The following is a 20172-nucleotide window of genomic DNA, read 5'->3' as shown; positions in this document are numbered from 1 at the left end:
ATTTTGTAATTTTTTCTGGATGAGCTTTTCAGCTACGGCGGCGTGCGCGGTGCTGGCTGACAGCCGCTCCTATTACGGCGAGCATTTCGGAGTCGACCGGCTGCGCGATGGCGGCAGCCGCACGTTTCGGTGCAGCAATGGTGGGTGCGGCGTCAGGAAAGAAACGGCTGATGATGAAGGACATCAGGTTGATCAAGCCAACCAGCAGCACCAGAAAGACAAATACCGTTCCCAGCCCCATGAACATCAAATCAACGCCTTCCATCACCAGTTCGGAAGAGGTCATTATTTTTCTATCTCCATTAAAAAAGCGCACCACTTACGTGGACGCGCTTCTTGAGGACAGACGGAACGAGACACCATTCCGTCACTACAAAGCCGGGGTAATGTATCCTGATGTGACATCCTTGGCAATCAATGCGACACTGGAAAAGGCGCCGCGCCTATAGCAGAAACAGGGTAGCCAGCCCGAGAAAAATGAAAAATCCGCCACTGTCGGTGATCGCGGTAATCAGCACACTGGAGCCCAATGCCGGGTCGCCGCCGGTGCGCAGTCTGGCCAGAGGGATTACCACACCCATCAGCGCCGCCAGCAGCATGTTCAGCAACATGGCTGCCATCAACACGACTGACAGCGCGACGTTGCCATAGAGAATGTAGGCAATGATAGCCAGCATCAAACCCCAGAACAGACCGTTGATCATCGCCACCCCCGCCTCCTTGCGCAGCAGCCGCTGACCGTGAGCGACCTGCACCTGACCGGTGGCGATACCGCGGACAATCATGGTGATGGTCTGATTACCGGAGTTGCCACCAATGCCGGCGACGATGGGCATCAAGGCCGCCAGCGCCACCAGTTGCTCAATGGCTCCTTCGAACAGACCGATTACCCGGGAAGCTATCAGCGCGGTACAGAGGTTGATTGCCAACCAGGCCCAACGGTTGCGCACGGATTTCCAGACCGAGGCGAAGATGTCCTCTTCTTCGCGCAGACCGGCAGAATTGAGCGCTTCCGTCTCGCTTTCCTGACGGATGTAATCAAGCACTTCATCAACGGTCAGGCGACCACATAGCACCCCACCGGCATCCACTACCGGAGCCGTTACCAGGTCATAGCGTTCGAATGCCTGTGCCGCCTCGCTGGCATGGGCCTGGGGATCGAAAATCACCGGGTCCGTAACCATTACCTCGGCCACCAGTGCATCCGGCGAGCTGACCAGCAGTTTCTTGATCGGCAGTACGCCCTGAAGCCGTCCATCATTATCGACAACGAACAGCTTGTCGGTGTGGTCAGGCAGGATATCGAAACGGCGCAGATAGCGACTGACCACTTCCAGGGTGACATCATCACGGATGGTCACCATATCGAAATCCATCAGCGCGCCGACTTCGTCCTCGTCGTAGGACAAAGCCGACCTGAGCCGCTCTCGCTGCTGGGCGTCCAGCATGTCCATCAGCTCGCGAACCACGTCCCGCGGCAGATCCGGCGCCAGGTCCGCCAGCTCATCAGCATCCAGCATATTGGCCGCAGCGATGATTTCCTGATTGTCCATGTCGGCAATCAGGATTTCGCGCACCGCGTCCGAGACTTCCAGCAGGATCTCGCCATCGCGGTCATATTTGACCAATTGCCAGACCGCCAGGCGTTCGGCCAACGGCAGGGATTCGAGAATATAGGCGACATCCGCTGAATGCAGTTCATCCAGCCGATGCTGCAGCTCGATCTGGTCCTGCTGCTGGAGGGGATTGATCAACCCGGGACCGCCATGGCCGCGCACCAAGGCATCAGCCAGCCCGTGCCGTTCCAGCAACTGCACCACCTGATCGACCCGGTCCTGCAGCCGCTCTGGGGATTTTCTGTTCAGCTCCGACATCGGTGCGTCCTCCGACAAGACAAGGCTCTGCGCAGCCGCAATGACATGGCGGCTATGATCAGTCTGGCAGGCTTTTACACAGCCATGATGACTGCATTCGCAGGACGAAAAAAAACCCACTGGATGTCCAGTGGGTTTTCTCGTTTGGCGCACTCGGGAGGATTCGAACCTCCGACCGCTCGGTTCGTAGCCGAGTACTCTATCCAGCTGAGCTACGAGTGCGTTGTTGGTGCGTATTATATAGGCTTTTAATTCCCTGTCAAATGTTTTTTTCTTTTAAATTCAAGAACTTAACAATTGACAACCTATAAATACAAAAGTGGCGGAGAGGGAGGGATTCGAACCCTCGACACCCTTTTGAGGTGTACTCCCTTAGCAGGGGAGCGCCTTCGGCCTCTCGGCCACCTCTCCGTAACACGCGCAGAATATTAACTGCGCGGCTGCGCTAATGCAATGAAAAATTTAAGAAAATTAATCATTTGATGCTTCGTCTTTTTCCTTTTGAATGCGCTGGTAGATTTCTTCGCGATGAACAGCCACTTCTTTCGGGGCGTTGACGCCGATACGCACCTGATTCCCCTTCACGCCCAGTACCGTTACCGTAACTTCATCACCTACCATCAGGGTCTCACCAACCCGTCTCGTCAAAATAAGCATTCCATTTCTCCTTGCTCAATAATCAGGACACAGCTCTGCAATAAACCGGCTTGTTGCCTGTCAGCCGTCAAGCTTGCATGAATGTGACCACAACCGGCACCGAGCGTTCGATGCCATGGCCATTTCATGCTGATCGAGACCAACACGCGGGCACGACAGCCAGAAACCGTGCCCACCGAGATGACCGCGCGCCGCCCCGTTATTCATGCCGTCAGATATGGTCAGAATCCTGCTCGGGTGCATCCAGCTCAAAGGCGGAATGCAAAGTACGCACGGCCAGCTCCAGGTATTTCTCATCAATGACGACGGAAATCTTAATCTCCGAGGTGGAGATCATCAGGATGTTGATGCCGTGGCGCGATAACGCCTCGAACATCTTGCTGGCCACACCAGCGTGAGAACGCATACCTACGCCAACAATGGACACCTTGGCGATGGCACTGTCGCCCGCCACTTCACGAGCACCGATATCGGTCGCAACCTTGCGCAGGATTTCTTCGGTGCGCCGCTGGTCATTGCGATTGACGGTGAAGGTGAAGTCGGTGGTCTGATCCTTGGACACGTTCTGCACGATCATGTCGATTTCGATATTGGCGGCGCTGACCGGCCCCAGGATCTTGTATGCCACGCCGGGGGTATCCGGCACGCCGCGGATAGTCAGTTTGGCTTCGTCACGATTGAACGCAATGCCGGAGATGACGGGCTGTTCCATTGAAAGATCTTCCTCAAGGGTAATCAGGTCCGGACCTCTTGAAACTGTGCAACACACGCAGTGGCACGTTGTATTTGCCGGCGAATTCGACGCGCGGATCTGCAGTACCTTGGAGCCGAGGCTGGCCATTTCGAGCATTTCCTCGAAGGTGACCTTCTCCAGGCGGCGGGCGCTCTCCACTACCCGCGGGTCCGTGGTATAGACGCCGTCCACATCAGTGTAAATCTGACATTCATCGGCTTTCAGCGCCGCTGCCAGTGCCACGCCGGTAGTATCCGAACCACCACGACCCAGGGTCGTGATGTTGCCCTGCCCGTCCACGCCCTGGAAACCGGCGACAATCACTACCTTGCCGGCATCCAATTCGGCGCGCAGTTTCGCTTCATCTATATGCTGAATGCGGGCCTTACCGAAAGAGCTATCGGTTTCGATGCGCACCTGGGCACCGGTATAGGAGATGGCGGGTACACCGATGGACTTGAGCTTCATGGCCAACAAGCCAATGGTGACCTGTTCGCCAGTGGACAGGATCACATCCATTTCCCGCTGGTCCGGATCTGCACAGATGTCCCTGGCCAGCCCAATGAGGCGATTGGTTTCGCCACTCATTGCGGATACCACGATGACCAGATCATGGCCCTGAGCCTTGAACCCTTTGATTTTCTCAGCCACCTGGGCAATGCGCTCCACACTGCCGACCGAGGTACCCCCAAACTTCTGGACAATAAGTGCCATCTGTTGCACCAACTCCCAATGCGAAATCGGTTATCCCGACCGTTGTGTCGATCCGCCTGAAGCGGACCGACCCCTATTCATTTACTGCTGTGCGATCCATTCGGCAGCGCCGGCCAATGCATCATCCAGCGCGGCCACTTCGGTGCCGCCGCCCTGGGCCATGTCCGGCCGGCCACCACCCTTGCCGCCCACCGCCTGCGCGGTATTGCGGATCAGGTCACCGGCCTTGACCCTGGCGGTCAGGTCCTTGGTGACGCCGGCCACCAGCACTACCTTGCCGTCCAGCTCGCCGCCCAGCAGCACCACTGCCGAACCCAACTTGTTCTTCAACTGATCGATCAGCGCTAGCAGCGCCTTGCCGTCCAACCCGTCGAGACGCTTGACCAGGACGTTCATGCCGCCCAGCTGCTGTGCTTCACCGGCCAGGTCATTACCAGCAGCGCTGGCAGCCTTGGCCTTGAGCTGTTCCAGATCCTTTTCCAGCTGGCGGTTGCGATCGATGACCGCGGCCAGCTTGTCCAGCAGGTTGTCACGGGAGCCCTTGACCAGCTGGGCCGCCTGGCGCAGTTGCTCTTCCGACTGATTGATCCAGTCCAGCGCCGCCTGACCGGTAATGGCTTCGATACGCCGCACACCGGAGGCGATGCCGCTTTCCGCAGTGATGCGGAACAGCCCGATATCACCGGTACGCTCGACATGCGTGCCACCGCACAACTCGACGGAGAAACCGCCGCCCATGGTCAGCACCCGTACCTGATCGCCGTACTTCTCACCGAACAGCGCCATCGCGCCCTTGGCTTTGGCGGTCTCGATGTCAGTGACCTCGATCTCCACTGCCGAGTTGTGGCGGATCTGCTCGTTGACCAGACGCTCCAGTTCACGCAACTGCTCGGGGCGAATGGCCTCGAAATGACTGAAGTCGAAACGCAGGCGCTGGCTATCGACCAACGATCCCTTCTGCTGGACATGCTCGCCCAGCACCTGGCGCAGCGCCGCATGCAGCAGGTGAGTAGCTGAATGGTTACCCTTGGTGGCGTCACGCACGCTGTCATCCACCACGGCGCGGAGCGAGGTGCCGGCGTTCAGGCTACCGCTGCTCACCACGCCATGGTGCAGGTGGGCACCGCCAGCCTTGGTGGTATCGCGCACATCGAAGCGCACGCCGGCACCTTCAAGATAGCCGGTATCACCCACCTGGCCACCGGATTCGGCATAAAAAGGAGTCTGGTCCAGCACCACCACGCCTGCCTCGCCCTCGTTCAGGCTGGAAACCTGCTCGCCATCACGGTACAGGGCAATTATCTGGGCGGAGCCGACAGTCGCAGTGTAGCCGTCGAACCGGGTTTCACTATCCACCTGTACCAGCTGGTTATAGTCGAGACCGAACTGGCTGGCCGAACGCGCGCGCTCACGCTGGGCGGCCATGGCACTTTCGAAGCCGGCCTCATCGATGGTCAGATCGCGCTCACGGGCGATATCACCGGTCAGATCCATCGGAAAGCCGTAGGTGTCATACAGTTTGAACACTACGTCGCCGGGGATCTCGCTGCCCTTGAGCTCGGCCAGATCCTGTTCGAGGATGCGCAGCCCCTGCTCCAGGGTCTTGGCGAACTGCTCTTCTTCAGTCTGCAGCACCCGCTCGATATGCGCCTGCTGAGCCTTCAGCTCGGGGAAGGCGTCCCCCATTTCTGCCGCCAGCGCAGCGACGATACGATGGAAAAAAGTCCCGGTCGCGCCCAGCTTGTTGCCATGCCGGCAGGCGCGCCGGATGATGCGCCGCAATACATAGCCACGCCCTTCGTTGGAAGGCAGCACGCCATCGGCGATCAGGAAGCCACAAGAGCGGATATGGTCGGCGACGACTTTCAGGGATGCCTGGCCTTCGTTGGCACAGCCGATAGCTTTGGCCGCTGCATTGAGCAGATTCTGAAACAGGTCGATCTCGTAGTTCGAATTGACATGCTGCAGCACGGCGCTGATGCGCTCCAGCCCCATGCCTGTATCCACGCTCGGCGCCGGCAGCGGATGCATCACGCCGTCGGCCGTGCGGTTGAACTGCATGAAGACGTTGTTCCAGATCTCGATGTAGCGATCGCCGTCCTCTTCCGGGCTGCCGGGCGGGCCGCCCCAGATATGGTCGCCGTGGTCGAAGAAGATTTCGCTGCACGGACCGCACGGGCCGGTATCACCCATGGCCCAGAAATTGTCGGAGGCATAGGGCGCACCCTTGTTGTCGCCGATGCGCACCATACGCTCGGCGGGCACTCCCACTTCCTGGGTCCAGATATCGTAGGCTTCATCGTCACTGGCGTAGACGGTGACCCAGAGCTTCTCGGCGGGCAGATTGAGCCACTTGTCCGAGGTGAGGAATTCCCAGGCGTAGAGAATCGCGTCCCGCTTGAAATAGTCACCGAAGCTGAAATTGCCCAGCATTTCAAAGAAGGTATGGTGACGGGCCGTATAACCGACGTTTTCCAGGTCGTTGTGCTTGCCGCCGGCGCGCACGCACTTCTGGCTGCTGGTGGCGCGGGTATAGGCACGTTTTTCCAGACCCAGGAAACAGTCCTTGAACTGGTTCATCCCGGCATTGGTAAACAGCAGCGTCGGGTCGTTGGCCGGCACCAGTGAACTGGAGGCGACGCGGGTATGGCCTTTTTCTTCAAAGAAGCGAAGGAAAGCTTCACGGATCTCAGCGCTTTTCATAGGTCCCTTATCACGGATCAGGTCGGCCGGGCTATCGCCGGGCAGGACTCGTCATTATATAGGCATCGCAAGATAGCATGCATCCTGCGGTCAGTTCGTTTGTATCTATCGGAGCGATTAATGTTGCGTCGCGCGGTCAGGACATGCCCGCGTAAGGATCGGCCACCCCATCCGCCGCACCGACCAGCGCCACGGCACGTACCGGCGCGCCGGCACGCAGACGCAGCAGCTCGGCGGTTTCCGGCGCCACCACCAGGCTGCCCGCAGCGATGCGGCCAGCCGCTGCGGTGATACGGCACTTGTCGCGCTCCCGGTTATGCACCAGGTACGTCTGGGCATCATCCCCCGGCGTGCCGGTGGCCAATATCAGCTGTTGGCTTTCATGGATGCTGCGCACCTGGTTGCGCGGCGCCTCGATGGTGATCCCGCCATCAAAGATATCGATATACCCCTGATAATTCAGCCCTTCCTCGGTGAGCATGGCCAGCGCCGGCTCCGAATCCGGATGCACTCGCGCAATGGCGTCCCGCGCCTCCTGACTGAGGAAGCAGGTATACAGCGGGAATTTCGGCATCATCTCGGCAATGAATGTCTTGCTGCCGGTCCCGGTCAGGTAATCGGCTCGGGCAAAATCCATGCGAAAGAAATGCCGGCCCAGGCTGTCCCAGAACGGCGAACGCCCCTGCCGGTCCGACAGCCCGCGGATTTCCGCGATGATGCGCGGCGAGAAGTCATTGCCGAATTCCGCCATATGAATGAAGCGTGCCTTGGACAGCAGACGCCCATTCAGGCTATGCCGGTGGGGCACGCTCAGATACAGGGAGCACAGCGCCGTCGCGCCGGTCAGATCGTTATTCAGGAACAGTGTCGGTTGTTGACGATAGACATCCAGCTCCCGATTGGCGGTCACCGTCAGGCCCACCCGGTAGCTGTACCAGGGCTCGCGCAAACCCGCGGCGGCGACCATGCCGCTGGTGCCCACCACCTGACCATCACCATCCTCGAGCACGAACAGGTAATCGGCATCCGCATTTGGCAGCTCGCCGGCAAAGCTCGCCGTTACCGTCTGTAGCCGTCGGCTCAGCCGCTCCTCGCTGGCCGGCAGGCTGGTCAAGCCCGACCCCACGCCCGAGGCCAGCTCCAGCAAAGCCGGCAGATCGTCCATTCGCGCTGCACGCACCAGCATGTCAGGCACCTCCAATCAAACGGATCGTGTCACCTTCGGTCACTTTCAGCAGCTCGGCCAGACGGGCATCCAAGGTCACGGGCTCGCCCGGTTGCCAGGCCAGCTCGCACAGGCAGGAGCGGAAATCGCGTATCTTCTCGTTGGCCACCAGCCAGGTGCCGGTAGCCGCAGCCGGCTGGCCGATGTGCACCGTTGCCACTTCGCTGCCACGTACCGAGGTCAGCTCGGCGCTCTTGGCCTGCACGACCGGGCCGCCATCGAAGATATCCACGTAATTGTCGGTCTCGAACCCTTCCTGCATGAGGATGTCGTAGACCACCTGCGACGCCGGGCGTACCTGCCCGATCACTTCCTGGGTCGCGTCCGGCAGCATGGACACGTAGATCGGATAGCCCGGCATCAGCTCCGCCAACAGACCCCGGCCGTGGCTGCCGCTCAGGCGCTCGGCCTCGCGGTAGTCGACATCGAAGAAGTGCCGACCCAGACCGTCCCAGAACGGCGAATTGCCCTGCTCATCGCAGACCCCGGAAATCTCCACCGCAGTGGATTCGGCAAAACGTTGCGGGTGCGAGGCCATGAACAGCAGCCGCCCGCAGGCATTGAGCTTGAGCGTCGCATAGTCGCCCTTCCAGGGCGTATCCAGATAGAAACCGGTGAGCAGGCTGTGGCCGGTCAGGTCATGACACAGCGACAGGACATGCATGCGGTTGTGCAAGCCCAGCTCGCGGGACGCATGCATGAAGATATCGTTGCGGAAGGTGTGGAACGGCTGACTGAACCCAGCCGCCGACATGATGCTGCTGCAACCGGCAAGACGGCCGGTCTCCAGGTCTTCAAGGACGAAGAAATAGCGTTCTTCACCAGTGAAGGTAACCGTCTCATCCGTCGCTGCCTCGCTGCCCTCGATGATCACCGCCAGCTGCTCGCTGTTCGCCGGCAGGGAGGTAATCCCCACCGGACTGGCAATGGCCAGGCGTTCTATTTCGGGCAGATCGGCCAAGGTACACAGGCGCTGGATGAGCATGGCAAGCCTCCGGTTTATCCGACCAGGCGCAGCAGCGCGGACCGCAACCGCCCCAACCCCTCACGGATATCCGCTTCGGGAATGATCAGGCTGGGGGCGAAGCGAACAACATCGGCGCCCGCCTGCAATACCAGCAGGCCTTCTTCCTGGGCCAACTTCATTACCTGGCCCGCCTGGCCGCGCCAGCGCTCGGCCAGTACGGCACCGATCAGCAATCCCTGGCCGCGGATGTCGGAAAACACACCGAGTTCGTCCGACAACTGACGCAGGCCCGCAGTCAGTTGCGCCTGACGTTCGCCAACACCATCCAGTACCTGGGGCGTATTGATGATATCCAGTACCTTCTCGGCCACCGCACAACCCAGTGGATTGCCGCCGTAGGTGCTGCCGTGGCTGCCGACGGACAGCGCCGGGGCCACCCGGTCGGTGGTCAACATCGCGGCAATCGGGAAGCCTCCGCCGATGCCCTTGGCGCTGGTCAGAATGTCTGGCGCGACACCACTGTGCATATAGGCATACAGCTTGCCGGTACGACCCATGCCGCTTTGCACTTCATCAAAGATCAGCAGCGCATTGTGCTTGTCGCACAGTGCGCGCACAGCCTGAAGATACTCGGCCGTCGCCGGAATCACCCCGCCTTCACCCTGCACCGGCTCGATCACCACGGCACAGGTGCGCGCGGAAATCTGCGCTTCGAGGGCGGCGATATCGTTGTAGGGCACGTGGCTGATACCGGTGATCGCCGGGCCGAAACCCTGGGAATACTTGGGCTGGCCCCCGACGCTGACGGTGAACAGGGTCCGGCCATGGAAACTGTTGCTGCAGGCGATGATCTCGTGCTTGTCCGGCCCAACCTGCTCATGCGCCCAGCGCCGCGCCAGCTTGAATGCCGCCTCGTTGGCCTCGGCACCGGAGTTGACGAACAACACCTTGTCGGCAAAAGTCGCCGCCACCAGCTTGCCGGCCAGACGCAACGCCGGCTCGTTGGTCATGATGTTGGACACATGCCAGAGCTTCTGCGCCTGTTCGGTCAGCGCCTCGACCAGCTGCGGATGGGCATGTCCCAGCGCATTGACCGCAATACCACCGGCCAGGTCGATGTAATCGCGGCCCTGCTGATCCCACAGTCGCGACCCGTCGCCACGCACCGGGAGCATGTCCACGGGGGCATAGTTGGGTACCATCAACCGATCGAAATCGGCGCGACTGACCTGCATTGACTGCGACATTTCCTCTCACTCTCCTGTATTCGCCATGGCGGCGGGTAATGATACGGTCGGTTATAGGCTGACCCGGCCATCCTGCGCCTGCTGGGCACGGTATTGGTTTCTGTCCTCACGTGGAGTGACACCAAAACAGTTGCGGTAGGCGCTGGAAAAATGCGGTCCCGAGGAGAAGCCGCAGGACAGCCCGATCTGGATGATCGACTTGCTGGTCTGCTGCAGCATCTGCCGTGCCCGGTTCAAGCGCAGCTCCAGATAATACTGCGAGGGTACGCTGTTCAAATACTGCTTGAAGATCCGCTCCAGTTGCCGCCGGGACACACAGACATGCCGGGCAATCTCATCGGTGGTAAGCGGCTCCTCGATATTCGACTCCATCAGGATCACTGCCTGGGTGAGCTTCGGATGGGTACTGCCCAGCCGGTTGCGCAGGGGTACCCGCTGCTGCTCACTGCCATCACGGATGCGCTCGACATTGAGATCCTCAGCGGCCAGCGCCGCCAGATCCGCGCCGTGATGTTCGTTGACCAGGGTTAGAAACAGATCGGTGATGGCGCAGCCACTGCTGCTCAGTCGCCCTTCATCCTGTTCGAACAGCCGGGTACCGGCCTGCACTGCGGGAAAGCGTTCGCGAAAGTCCTCAAGCAGCCGCCAGTGCACGGCGCAGCGATGGCCGTCCAGCAGCCCAGCCATGGCCAGGGGAAAGACCCCCTCCTCCAGCGCCCCCAGCACCACGCCCTCGCGGGACAGCGAACGCAGCTGCAATACCAGCGTCGGGCTCACCGAGGTGGGCAGGCGGTCGGCATCAGCAACCAACCACAGCTGCGACACGTCACGCTCCGCCGTGTCCCAACGCCGCGCCGGCAGCTCCCAGCCTTCCGGCGAGACAATGGGCTCGTCATCCAGCGTGAAGCATTCGATCTGGTAAAGGGTGGTTTCCGCCATGCGGTTGGCCGAACGCAGCACCGCCAGCGCCGGCATGAGAATCGCCGGATGACAGCCAGGCCACAGCAGGAACGCCATACGGCGCACTTCAGCTGTCATTCGTCGACCCGCTTGTGGCAGTGGAAACGCCCCATGTTTCGCCTGATCCCGATTCAAATTCAGGACTGCATTGTGCCACATGCCGCGGGTCTTGACACCGCAGGACGAAACAGGAACAACAAAAAAAGGGAGGCATACCTGAATGCCTCCCTTGCTGTTGCCTCGAGCTGTTCAGTTGCCCGATGCGGACATCTTCTTCACCGCCAGGCGCGCCATCTCATCGTAGATAACCTGCGGCTGGGCCTGCTTGATAGCCCAGGCTTCACGACCCTTGTCATGGGGCAGGATCATGAAGGTACCCGCACTACTTTCCCGGTAGATGATGTCAGCGATCTCCGCCGCCGAAATGGGCGAGCTTTCCAGCAGCTTGGCGATATCGTCCCGGGACTCGCTGTCCGGCCCACGAAAGGAACTCAGCAGGTTGGTCTGGAAGAACGACGGGCAGACTACGTTGACCTGCACATCCTTGGGCTGCAGCTCACATAACAGGCTTTCCGACAACGCCACCACACCGGCTTTGGCGACGTTGTAATTGCTCATGCCCGGCGCCTGCATCAGCGCGGCCATGGAAGCGATATTGATGATGCGGCCGCTGCCCTGGGACAACAGCATGGGGACGAAGGCCTTGCACCCCTTGACCACACCCATCAGGTTGATGCTGATCTGCCATTCCCAATCTTCCAGCGACAACTCCTCGAACCAGCCACCCGAGGCCACGCCCGCGTTGTTGATCAGCACGTCCACACCCTGCATTACTTCTTCACAGCTCTGGGCCAGGGCCGCCAACTGACTGTAGTCACGCACATCACAGCGACGGGTAAAACCGCTGCCGCCGGCCTCCTCGGCCAGGCGCAACGTCTCGCCGAGCCCCTCTTCCTGGATATCGGCCAACGCCAGGCGCGCGCCTTCCCGCGCATAACGCAACGCCAGCTCACGCCCCAACCCACTGCCCGCGCCCGTAATCACTACCCGCATACCTGTCTTTCGCATACCGCCTCCGTTAACCACACACCAGCGAGTCAATTATTGTTTTTGTATCAAGCCGTTCATTTTTTCAGTCTAGCGGGGTCGCGAACCGGAGAGGAGCGGAAAACACCAAAATCACTGTCACGAATGGGGCGGGTTCAGTCGGGCCGTGGTTTTTCATGATTACGCTGGTAGACCGCCTCGCCCATGGCGCGGATCTGCCCTTCGATCAGGGCATCGAAAGGCGCCAGCAGCGGGCTGAAGTCCACGTCCGGCTCGAGCATCTGCAACGCCTGCATGCCCGCTTCGATGGTCGACAACGCCCCAGCGGAGGGGGCCTTGCGTAACCGATAGCGACTACGCAACCCTTCCGGCAGCGCAACCTGTGGCAACTGTTGCAGCACCGGATTCAAATACAGCAGCTTGCGCGCCTTGCGCCAGGTGCCGTCCAGCAGGACCAACCGGCGGGGACGCTCATCGACGGTGGTCGGCTGCAGCGGCGATGCGCCGTGCCCAGGAAACAGCAACTCGGTACGCCAGGCGGCATCGAGCAGTTGCTCACACCGCTGTTCGGAAAGCCGCTCGGCTACCAGCAGCTCGGCGTCGGCCAGCCCCGCGACCAACAGACGAGCAGTATTCAGTGCATGACGCTGCTCATCCGGATGCTGGATGACCAGAATCTGCGTACGCGCCGCAATGTGCGGCAGCAGATGACACAGGCAATATCCTGCCGGCCGCAGGCATCGGGCGCATCGCCGCCGTGCGGCCACAACAGGAGGACAGGAAGGATCAGACATGAACCGGCTCAGGTGATCAGGACCGGACAAGTCTAGCCTGGCAACCAACCCAAGCCCAGGCTGGAGCGCCCGATGCAGCCAGGAAAATAAAAAAGGCGGTCACCAGAAGGTAACCGCCAAAGGCCTTGCGAGCCATGCTCATTTGCAGGTTCCGAGATCGTGCACCGCTGGTCGGAACTCTCGAAATCAGTGGAATCAGGGATTCTTCTTGCTGCTCTTGCGCGCATCCTGGTAGATGAAAACGCCCACCCCGGCCAGGAAAATGACCATCAGACCCACAGTCAACAAACCGGCAATCACTGCATCATCGATAAACATGAGGGCATCTCCGCTTCCATGTATGTCCGTGTATGGTTGCAGAATACCCATGAGCTTCATCCGGTTGATTGACCGGGATCAATTAATCGCAATATTTCAGCGCTTTTTCGGCTTTCTGGCTTTTTTCTTACGGGTAGGCTTGGGCGGAGCGGGTAGCGGCAGGGCTTTTTCAAAGGCGGCGCGCACCTTGAGTAGGCGCGCTTCGTGGATATCGTGCAGCCGGCTGCGCCGCGCTTCGGCAAGATCGATAACCGGGGCTGACTCGGGCTGGTCGGACATGCGCACTCCTCAGGACAGCAGCAAGCCTACCACCGTCTCACGCCCGGATGTCAACCAGCAGGCCCTTGCGCGGCAGGTCCGCTGCGCCGCCCGGCGCAGCTTTCACAGCAGGCGGCTGTTCGCTCTCGAGTTCGGGAGCTGGACTCGGTTGCTCGCCGGCTGACTGCTGGTGGCCACCCTTTGAGCCGCTGTCATCCACCGGCAGCTCCGATAACGGATCTCCAGGCACACCCTCGATCGCACCCGGCCTGATCTTGCGATCAGGCTTGAATGCATCTTGCTGGGCGCCGGCTGGCGGAAGGTTCGGGATGAGCATGGGTCTTACCTGTGCGTGTCGTACATACCAAGGATGGTACTGATGTTATCGGCCGTCAAAGGCGGTTTTTTACTGCATGCAATGCGCAGCACATCACAGAACGATATTTCTGCTATCAGCCCGACGCCGATCGGTGCGGAAATAAACCATGCCATCAACGGTTTGTGAGCACTCCGGTATCGGGTACCATATGCGCCCTTTACGCATGGGCAGGAGTGAGGCATGACAGTATTTACCCCGGGGCAACGCTGGGTCAGTGACAGCGAATCGGAACTGGGACTGGGTACGGTGTTATCACAGGATGGCCGGTTGGTAGTCATGCTCTTCACTGCCAGCGGCGAGACCCGCCACTATGCCATGCGCAATGCTCCGCTGACCCGTGTGCGATTCAGCCCTGGCGACAGCATCACCCATCATGAGGGTTGGAGCCTGACGGTCAGCGACGTGACCGAGAAAGACGGCCTGTTGCATTATCGCGGATTGCGCGACGACGGCAGCAGCGCCGAATTCGCCGAAACCATGCTGGACAACTTCATTCAGTTCCGGCTGGCCAGCGACCGCCTGTTCGCCAGCCAGATCGACCCCCTGCCCTGGTTCGGCCTGCGCTATGAGAGCCTGCGCCATTATTGCCGCATCCAGCGCTCGGCACTGCTGGGCCTGGCCGGGGTTCGCACCCAGCCGATCGCTCATCAGCTGCATATCGCCCGGGATGTTGCCGACCGCGTCGCCCCACGCGTACTGCTGGCCGACGAAGTAGGCCTGGGCAAGACCATCGAGGCCGGCCTGGTCATTCATCGCCAGATCCAGACTGGCCGGGTGCGCCGGGTGCTGATCGTGGTACCGGAAAACCTGCAGCATCAGTGGCTGGTCGAGATGCTGCGCCGCTTCAACCTGCGTTTCGCCCTGTTCAACAGCGACCGCTGTGCGGGTGCCGAAGAAAACCCCTTCGAGGAAGAACAGCTGGCCCTGGTGTCACTGGAATTCCTGCTGGAAGACGACAAGGCCGCTCAGTGGCTGCAGGCCAGTGACTGGGATCTGCTGGTAGTGGACGAAGCCCACCACCTGGTCTGGCATGAAGAGGCGGCCAGCCCCGAATACAATCTGGTGGAGCAACTGGCCGGCCAGATCCCCGCTGTACTGTTGTTGACCGCCACGCCGGAACAGCTCGGCCAGGCCAGCCACTTTGCCCGCCTGCGCCTGCTTGATCCGGACCGTTTCCACGACCTGCAGGCCTTCCGCGACGAGACCGCCCGTTATCAGCCGGTAGCCGAAGCCGTGCAACAATTACTGGATACCGAGGAACTGGCCGCGGCCAACCGCCAGGTCATCAGCCAATGGCTGGGTGACAGCGCCGAGTCCCTGCTCGATGCAGTGCAGGCCGGTGGAGAGGCCGCAGCCGAGGCGCGCCGCAGCCTGGTCCGCCAGTTGCTCGACCGCCACGGCACCGGCCGCGTGCTCTACCGCAACACCCGTGCGGTGATCAGCGGCTTCCCCGAGCGCGAGTTGCACGCCTATCCGCTGCCCTGCCCGGCGCTCTACCAGGATCTTGCCGGGTGCGACACGCTGTATCCGGAAGTCGGCCTGCAGGATGAGTTCGAGCCGGCGGAAACCGCCTGGTGGCAGGACGACCCCCGTGTCGACTGGCTGATCGATACCCTGAAGATGCTCAAGCATGCCAAGGTACTGGTGATCTGCGCCCACGCCGAAACGGCGCTGGACGTGAACGATGCCCTGCGTATCCGCAGCGGCATCCCCGCCACCGTGTTCCACCAGGGCATGAGCATCATCGAGCGCGACCGCGCCGCCGCCTTCTTTGCCGACGAGGAATTCGGCGCCCAGGTAATGATCTGCTCGGAAATCGGCAGCGAGGGACGCAACTTCCAGTTCGCTCATCATCTGGTCATGTTCGACCTGCCGGCGCACCCCGATCTGCTGGAACAGCGCATTGGTCGCCTCGATCGGATCGGCCAGAAGAATGTCATCCAACTGCATGTGCCCTATCTGGAAGGCACCGCCCAGCAGCGGCTGTTCCAGTGGTACGATCAGGCGCTCAACGCCTTCCGCGCCACCTGCCCGACTGGCAACGCGCTCCAGCAGGAATACGGCGCAGCGCTCCAGCAACAGCTGGAACAACCGCAGGACGAGCAATGGCAGGCGCTGATCACCAGCGCACAGCAAGCACGCGCCGCACTCGAAGCGGAACTGCACAACGGCCGCGACCGCCTGCTGGAGTTGCATTCGCGCGGTCATACCGGCGAGGCCCAGCGCCTGATCGACACCATTGAGAAGCAGGACCGGGATATCCAGCTGCCGATCTACATGGAACGGCTGTTCGACGTGTTCGGTATCGATAGCGAAGACCACTCGGACAACGCTCTGGTGCTGCGCCCCGGCGAGCGCATGCTTGATGCCGGCTTCCCGCTGGGTGACGACGAAGGCGTGACCATTACCTATGATCGCGACACTGCGCTGTCTCGCGAGGACATGCAGTTCATCACCTGGGAACATCCCATGCTGCAGGGCGGCATGGATCTGGTGCTGTCCGGCAGTATGGGCAACAGCTCGGTAGCGCTGCTGAAGAACAAGGCCTTGAAACCCGGCACCATGCTGCTGGAATGCCTGTTCGTCAGCGAAGCGATTGGTCCGCGTGCGCTGCAACTGCAGCGCTATCTGCCACCGACCCCGGTACGCTGCCTGCTGGATATCAGTGGCAATGACCTGGCATCCAAGGTTGCCTTCGAAACCCTGGAAGCGCAGATCGACGGCTTGCCCAAGCACCTGGCCAGCAAGATTGCCAAGACCCAGCGCGACGAGGTCGAACGCCTGCTGGATCGCGCCGAGGCGCTCGCCGATATGCAGCATGCCGAGCTGGTGGAACAGGCCTCGACCCGCTTCACTACCGACCTGGACGAGGAGATCAATCGCCTCAAGGCGCTGCAGCAGGTCAACCCGCTGGTGCGCCAGAGCGAGATCGACGCCCTCGAGCAACAGCGTCAACGCGGCGTGGAAGTCCTGCACCAAGCGAAAATCCGATTGGATGCGCTGCGCATTCTGGTAGTGGGCTAACCGCCCACAATATGTGGGAGCGGGGCGTGCCCGCGAGCAGGCTGGCGGAACAGCTTCGCGGCCAAAGCCGCTCCCACCAACACCACTCCCGCCTCGGGGCGTCTACAGCTGGCCGTGCGTCGCGCCTGCTCCGGTCTCCGCAAACCCCAGAAACCGCCGCAGATCATCCGCCTGCGCCAGCGCATCGCGGCGCCCCAGGGCGATCAACTCATTGCAGTATTCCGCCTCGAACAGCAGATAACTCAACAGGTCACTGCCTGAGGAGCGGGTCGCGCCACTGCCGCGCAGGAACAGGCGCAGCCCGGCCGGCAATGCGGCCCGGTGGCGGGCGGCAATCAGGTCCACTGGCTCGCTGGGTGAGATCACCAGCACATCCACATGCCGCACGCCATGGTCGCCGCTGCGCATGGCGAACGGCTGGTAGGCGGCCAGGCGATTCATCCGCTCCAGCTGCTCCAGATCGGTTTCCAGATTATCGATAAAGGTACTGTGCAGAAGATGCCCGCCCAGCTGTGCCAGGCTGGGCGGCGCCGGTGTCTGTAGCACCGGGCCGGGCTGACCAGCCGCCGGTGTCTGACCATGATGGGTCACGCCGATCACGAGGACCTTGTTCGCCCCCAGATGCAGAGCCGGGCTCAATGGCGACTGCTGGCGCACCGCACCATCGCCGTACCAGGCGCGGTTGAGCAGGACCGGCGGAAACAGCAGCGGGATCGCCGTGGAGGCCATCAGATGATCCAACCCCAGCCGGGTCTGTACACCGATGCGCCGGTGTCGCCGCCACGGCGTGATCCGCTCACGCCCCTGATAGAAGTACACCGACTGCGAGCTGCGGTAATCGAAGGCGCTGACTGAAATTGCCCGCAACTGGCCCGCCTGCAACGCCTCTTCGATGCAGCCGAAACGCATGCGCGCCTCCAGCAGGCGCCGCAGCGGCCGATTGTCCAACAGCGCGGTAGTCGCCTCTCCGGCAGAGCTGCCGAGCAGGTTGGTGCGGCTCCAGCGCCAGGCCTGTGCCAACAGCCCCGGCCAGTCGGTCCGCATCACATGATGACTGCGAAACTCCGACCAGACCTCCAACATGCTCTCTACTGCCGAGTGCAGATTACCGGCATGGGTCGCCAACGCCAGGGCGTTGATTGCCCCGGCCGAGGTACCGCAGATGATCGGGAACGGGTTCGGCGTGTGCTGCGGCGTCAGCTCGGCAATCGCTGCCATCACACCGACCTGATAGGCTGCCCGGGCACCGCCGCCGGAAAGGATCAGCGCCAGACAATCATCCCTGCCCGGTCCGGCCTGCAGCATCAGTTGCGACTCTTGCGCTTGCGCCGCCTGCGCTGGCGCTTGGGATAGGGACGCGCTTCGCCTTCCGGGCGGGTCTTGAAGCGTCGGTGCACCCACATGTACTGCTCGGGCTGGCGCAGAATCTCCTGCTCCACCCATTGATTGATGCGCAGCGCATCGGCTTCTTCATCACCCTGAGGGAAGTTCGCCAGCGGCGGATGCACGGTCAGCCGATAGCCCTGGGCCCCGGGCAGCCGGGTCTGGGTAAAAGGCACCACCCGAGCCTTGCCCAGCCGGGCGAAGGTAGCAGTGGCGGTGACGGTCGCGGCCGGAATACCGAACAGCGGTACGAACACACTGGCCTTGCGACCGTAATCCTGATCCGGTGCATACCAGATCCCCCGACCCTTGCGCAGCGACTTGAGCATGCTGCGCACATCCTCGCGCTCCACGGCGATGGCATCGGCATTGTGCCGCTCGCGCCCGCGCCGCTGGACATAATCGAACGCGGCGTTGCGGTGCTCGCGGTACATCCCGTCGATCGTCGCCCGCTGGCCGAGCAGTGCCGCACCGATTTCCAGGGTGGTGAAATGCAGCGACATCAGCACCACACCCTGCCCGGCCGCGGCGGCCTGCTGCAGATGCTCCAACCCCTCGATCTGCGCCAGCTTCGCCAATCGCCGCGGCGGCCACCACCAGGCGATGGCCATCTCGAACAGGGCGATGCCGTTGGATGCGAAGTTCTCGCGCAGCACCCGGTTACGCTGTTCCGCGCTCCACTGCGGAAAGCACAGTTCCAGGTTGATGCGGGCGATTTCCCGACGCTCACGCATCAGATGATACATGCCCCAGCCGAGCAGGCGCCCCAGCTTCAGCAATACGGCAAACGGCAGGTGGATCACCAGCCACAACAGGCCCAGCCCAAGCCACATGGGCCAATAACGTGGATGCAGCAATGCCGCTTTGAAACCGGGACGAGTCATCAGACAACCATAGTTTGAAAAAAAGCCATTCTACCCAAGCCGCCTGCCAGATGGGAAACCGCAGGCTCAAAGCGCCGGGCTGATCCGTTACCGGTTTCGGCTTGCCGTCGGACATGTCAGGCTATATAAGTGTGCCCACCAAACGCTCTATGGATCTGCCATGACTTCTGAAACAAATCTGGACCTGCTCGATACCGACCCTGTTTTCCAACTGAAGGGCGGCATGCTGACCATGACAGTGTTGGAGCTGGTTCACCTGGCCCCACAACGCTTCGCCATACAGCTGGCGGAGAAGGTCGAACAGGCGCCGAATTTCTTCCAGGACACGCCGGTGTTGATCAGTCTGGAAAAACTGGACGATAACCTGGATATCTCCGGGCTGATCGCGCTGCTGCGGATCTGTCGGGATCATGGCCTGCAACCGGTAGCCCTGCGTGGCGCCGAACAGTTTCGCCCGCTCGCGCAGCAGGCTAGCCTGGTGCTGCTGCCTCCCGGGCGCAACCGTGACAAAATAATCGAAGCGCCGGAACCTGCGCCGCAACCTGTTGCCCAACAAGCGGAGGCCGCTCCGGTGTCCGCACCTCAGCCGGCAGATACCACTCCGACCCGGGTGATAACCGAGCCGGTGCGCTCCGGGCAGCAGGTCTATGCCCGCGGCGGCGACCTTGTCGTGCTGGCACCGGTCAGTGCCGGCTCGGAGCTGCTTGCCGATGGGCACATCCACGTCTATGGCCCGCTGCGTGGCAGAGCCCTGGCGGGAGTAAGAGGCGACACCAGGGCACGCATTTTCTGCCAGTCGCTGGAGGCCGAACTGGTGTCAGTGGCAGGGCAATACAAGGTGGCCGAGGACCTGCGGCGGCAACAATGGAAAGAGGCGGTACAGATATCACTCGAAGGTGACATCTTGAAGATAGCAGCCCTTTGACAGATACTGTTCAGCCATTCGGGACGCCCATGAGCCGCGGCTCAACGCCGATCGCGAGCGTCCCAGGCAGGCCGGGACAC

General features: G+C 61.3%; 19 protein-coding genes and 2 tRNA genes. 3 read left to right on the top strand and 18 right to left on the bottom strand.

Annotated features, from left to right (window positions below; translation table 11 throughout):
* Window positions 1-28: 28 nt before the first annotated feature.
* The 16 genes from QAO71_RS05600 to QAO71_RS05525 form a co-directional block, all read right to left on the bottom strand.
* Entirely contained in the window at window positions 29-286 is a 258-nt protein-coding gene (locus tag QAO71_RS05600) for an OadG family protein (RefSeq protein ID WP_036990537.1), read from the bottom strand.
* A 157-nt stretch (window positions 287-443) separates the two neighbouring features.
* Window positions 444-1874 (bottom strand): magnesium transporter, encoded by a 1431-nt coding sequence (mgtE, locus tag QAO71_RS05595; protein WP_036990538.1) that lies wholly within the window; start codon window positions 1872-1874, stop codon window positions 444-446.
* A 145-nt stretch (window positions 1875-2019) separates the two neighbouring features.
* Window positions 2020-2096: transfer RNA gene (locus tag QAO71_RS05590), tRNA-Arg, on the bottom strand.
* Between the two features lie 98 nt (window positions 2097-2194).
* Window positions 2195-2285 (bottom strand) — tRNA-Ser (locus QAO71_RS05585).
* 60 nt (window positions 2286-2345) lie between these two features.
* The gene (gene csrA / locus QAO71_RS05580) at window positions 2346-2531 is read right to left on the bottom strand and encodes a carbon storage regulator CsrA (protein WP_036990539.1); all 186 of its coding nucleotides are present in this window, start codon (window positions 2529-2531) and stop codon (window positions 2346-2348) included.
* Between the two features lie 211 nt (window positions 2532-2742).
* Window positions 2743-3978, bottom strand: a complete 1236-nt coding sequence (locus QAO71_RS05575) for an aspartate kinase (protein WP_280165471.1) — start codon at window positions 3976-3978, stop codon at window positions 2743-2745.
* A gap of 81 nt (window positions 3979-4059) precedes the next feature.
* A complete protein-coding gene (gene alaS / locus QAO71_RS05570; protein ID WP_280165470.1) occupies window positions 4060-6681 on the bottom strand; it encodes an alanine--tRNA ligase in 2622 nt (873 codons plus the stop codon).
* A 136-nt stretch (window positions 6682-6817) separates the two neighbouring features.
* Window positions 6818-7867 carry an arginine N-succinyltransferase gene (astA, locus tag QAO71_RS05565; RefSeq protein WP_036990542.1) on the bottom strand — a complete coding sequence of 350 codons (1050 nt, stop codon included), beginning with the start codon at window positions 7865-7867 and terminating at the stop codon, window positions 6818-6820.
* Window position 7868: 1 nt separating this feature from the next.
* Window positions 7869-8891 (bottom strand): arginine N-succinyltransferase, encoded by a 1023-nt coding sequence (locus QAO71_RS05560; protein ID WP_036990543.1) that lies wholly within the window; start codon window positions 8889-8891, stop codon window positions 7869-7871.
* 14 nt (window positions 8892-8905) lie between these two features.
* Window positions 8906-10120, bottom strand: a complete 1215-nt coding sequence (locus QAO71_RS05555; protein ID WP_036990544.1) for an aspartate aminotransferase family protein — start codon at window positions 10118-10120, stop codon at window positions 8906-8908.
* A gap of 51 nt (window positions 10121-10171) precedes the next feature.
* Window positions 10172-11158, bottom strand: coding sequence for a GlxA family transcriptional regulator (locus tag QAO71_RS05550; protein ID WP_036990545.1), 987 nt, complete (start codon window positions 11156-11158; stop codon window positions 10172-10174).
* A 171-nt stretch (window positions 11159-11329) separates the two neighbouring features.
* Entirely contained in the window at window positions 11330-12148 is an 819-nt protein-coding gene (locus QAO71_RS05545) for an SDR family oxidoreductase (RefSeq protein WP_280165469.1), read from the bottom strand.
* Between the two features lie 134 nt (window positions 12149-12282).
* Window positions 12283-12921 carry a DTW domain-containing protein gene (locus tag QAO71_RS05540; protein WP_280165468.1) on the bottom strand — a complete coding sequence of 213 codons (639 nt, stop codon included), beginning with the start codon at window positions 12919-12921 and terminating at the stop codon, window positions 12283-12285.
* Window positions 12922-13116: 195 nt separating this feature from the next.
* Window positions 13117-13239, bottom strand: coding sequence for a cytochrome c oxidase subunit CcoM (ccoM, locus tag QAO71_RS05535; protein WP_036991130.1), 123 nt, complete (start codon window positions 13237-13239; stop codon window positions 13117-13119).
* Window positions 13240-13335: 96 nt separating this feature from the next.
* The gene (locus QAO71_RS05530) at window positions 13336-13518 is read right to left on the bottom strand and encodes a hypothetical protein (protein ID WP_036990548.1); all 183 of its coding nucleotides are present in this window, start codon (window positions 13516-13518) and stop codon (window positions 13336-13338) included.
* 37 nt (window positions 13519-13555) lie between these two features.
* Window positions 13556-13834 carry a hypothetical protein gene (locus tag QAO71_RS05525; protein WP_036990549.1) on the bottom strand — a complete coding sequence of 93 codons (279 nt, stop codon included), beginning with the start codon at window positions 13832-13834 and terminating at the stop codon, window positions 13556-13558.
* Between the two features lie 42 nt (window positions 13835-13876).
* On the opposite strand from QAO71_RS05525, the gene QAO71_RS05520 reads away from it, so the two are divergent.
* Window positions 13877-14002, top strand: a complete 126-nt coding sequence (locus QAO71_RS05520; protein ID WP_280165467.1) for a hypothetical protein — start codon at window positions 13877-13879, stop codon at window positions 14000-14002.
* 54 nt (window positions 14003-14056) lie between these two features.
* Window positions 14057-16900, top strand: a complete 2844-nt coding sequence (rapA, locus tag QAO71_RS05515) for an RNA polymerase-associated protein RapA (protein WP_036990550.1) — start codon at window positions 14057-14059, stop codon at window positions 16898-16900.
* Between the two features lie 102 nt (window positions 16901-17002).
* Here rapA and QAO71_RS05510 read toward each other — a convergent pair whose 3' ends face one another.
* Together QAO71_RS05510 and QAO71_RS05505 are read right to left on the bottom strand one after the other, a co-directional pair.
* On the bottom strand, window positions 17003-18205 hold the full coding sequence (locus QAO71_RS05510; protein ID WP_280165466.1) for a patatin-like phospholipase family protein: 1203 nt from the start codon (window positions 18203-18205) through the stop codon (window positions 17003-17005).
* On the bottom strand, window positions 18205-19167 hold the full coding sequence (locus QAO71_RS05505) for a lipid A biosynthesis lauroyl acyltransferase (protein ID WP_280165465.1): 963 nt from the start codon (window positions 19165-19167) through the stop codon (window positions 18205-18207). Before QAO71_RS05505 ends, QAO71_RS05510 begins: the two co-directional genes overlap by 1 nt.
* Before the next feature lie 160 nt (window positions 19168-19327).
* On the opposite strand from QAO71_RS05505, the gene minC reads away from it, so the two are divergent.
* Window positions 19328-20092, top strand: a complete 765-nt coding sequence (minC, locus tag QAO71_RS05500) for a septum site-determining protein MinC (protein ID WP_036990552.1) — start codon at window positions 19328-19330, stop codon at window positions 20090-20092.
* Window positions 20093-20172 lie beyond the last annotated feature (80 nt).

This window comes from Halopseudomonas sp. SMJS2, from assembly GCF_029866945.1.
GTDB lineage: Bacteria > Pseudomonadota > Gammaproteobacteria > Pseudomonadales > Pseudomonadaceae > Halopseudomonas > Halopseudomonas bauzanensis.
Note: the sequence above shows the minus strand (reverse complement) of the source record. Positions and strands in the feature narration are given on the sequence as shown.

Bases quoted from the DNA above. Each gene is read 5' to 3' on its own strand.
- minC (WP_036990552.1), top strand. From the start codon at position 19,328: ATGACTTCTGAAACAAATCTGGACCTGCTCGATACCGACCCTGTTTTC.
- QAO71_RS05545 (WP_280165469.1), bottom strand. From the start codon at position 12,148: ATGCGAAAGACAGGTATGCGGGTAGTGATTACGGGCGCGGGCAGTGGG.
- alaS (WP_280165470.1), bottom strand. From the start codon at position 6,681: ATGAAAAGCGCTGAGATCCGTGAAGCTTTCCTTCGCTTCTTTGAAGAA.
- QAO71_RS05560 (WP_036990543.1), bottom strand. From the start codon at position 8,891: ATGCTCATCCAGCGCCTGTGTACCTTGGCCGATCTGCCCGAAATAGAA.
- QAO71_RS05600 (WP_036990537.1), bottom strand. From the start codon at position 286: ATGACCTCTTCCGAACTGGTGATGGAAGGCGTTGATTTGATGTTCATG.
- QAO71_RS05525 (WP_036990549.1), bottom strand. From the start codon at position 13,834: ATGCTCATCCCGAACCTTCCGCCAGCCGGCGCCCAGCAAGATGCATTC.
- QAO71_RS05575 (WP_280165471.1), bottom strand. From the start codon at position 3,978: ATGGCACTTATTGTCCAGAAGTTTGGGGGTACCTCGGTCGGCAGTGTG.
- QAO71_RS05540 (WP_280165468.1), bottom strand. From the start codon at position 12,921: ATGTCTGATCCTTCCTGTCCTCCTGTTGTGGCCGCACGGCGGCGATGC.
- QAO71_RS05555 (WP_036990544.1), bottom strand. From the start codon at position 10,120: ATGTCGCAGTCAATGCAGGTCAGTCGCGCCGATTTCGATCGGTTGATG.
- astA (WP_036990542.1), bottom strand. From the start codon at position 7,867: ATGCTGGTGCGTGCAGCGCGAATGGACGATCTGCCGGCTTTGCTGGAG.
- QAO71_RS05530 (WP_036990548.1), bottom strand. From the start codon at position 13,518: ATGTCCGACCAGCCCGAGTCAGCCCCGGTTATCGATCTTGCCGAAGCG.
- QAO71_RS05520 (WP_280165467.1), top strand. From the start codon at position 13,877: ATGTTATCGGCCGTCAAAGGCGGTTTTTTACTGCATGCAATGCGCAGC.
- csrA (WP_036990539.1), bottom strand. From the start codon at position 2,531: ATGCTTATTTTGACGAGACGGGTTGGTGAGACCCTGATGGTAGGTGAT.
- mgtE (WP_036990538.1), bottom strand. From the start codon at position 1,874: ATGTCGGAGCTGAACAGAAAATCCCCAGAGCGGCTGCAGGACCGGGTC.
- QAO71_RS05550 (WP_036990545.1), bottom strand. From the start codon at position 11,158: ATGACAGCTGAAGTGCGCCGTATGGCGTTCCTGCTGTGGCCTGGCTGT.
- QAO71_RS05510 (WP_280165466.1), bottom strand. From the start codon at position 18,205: ATGCTGCAGGCCGGACCGGGCAGGGATGATTGTCTGGCGCTGATCCTT.
- rapA (WP_036990550.1), top strand. From the start codon at position 14,057: ATGACAGTATTTACCCCGGGGCAACGCTGGGTCAGTGACAGCGAATCG.
- QAO71_RS05505 (WP_280165465.1), bottom strand. From the start codon at position 19,167: ATGACTCGTCCCGGTTTCAAAGCGGCATTGCTGCATCCACGTTATTGG.
- ccoM (WP_036991130.1), bottom strand. From the start codon at position 13,239: ATGTTTATCGATGATGCAGTGATTGCCGGTTTGTTGACTGTGGGTCTG.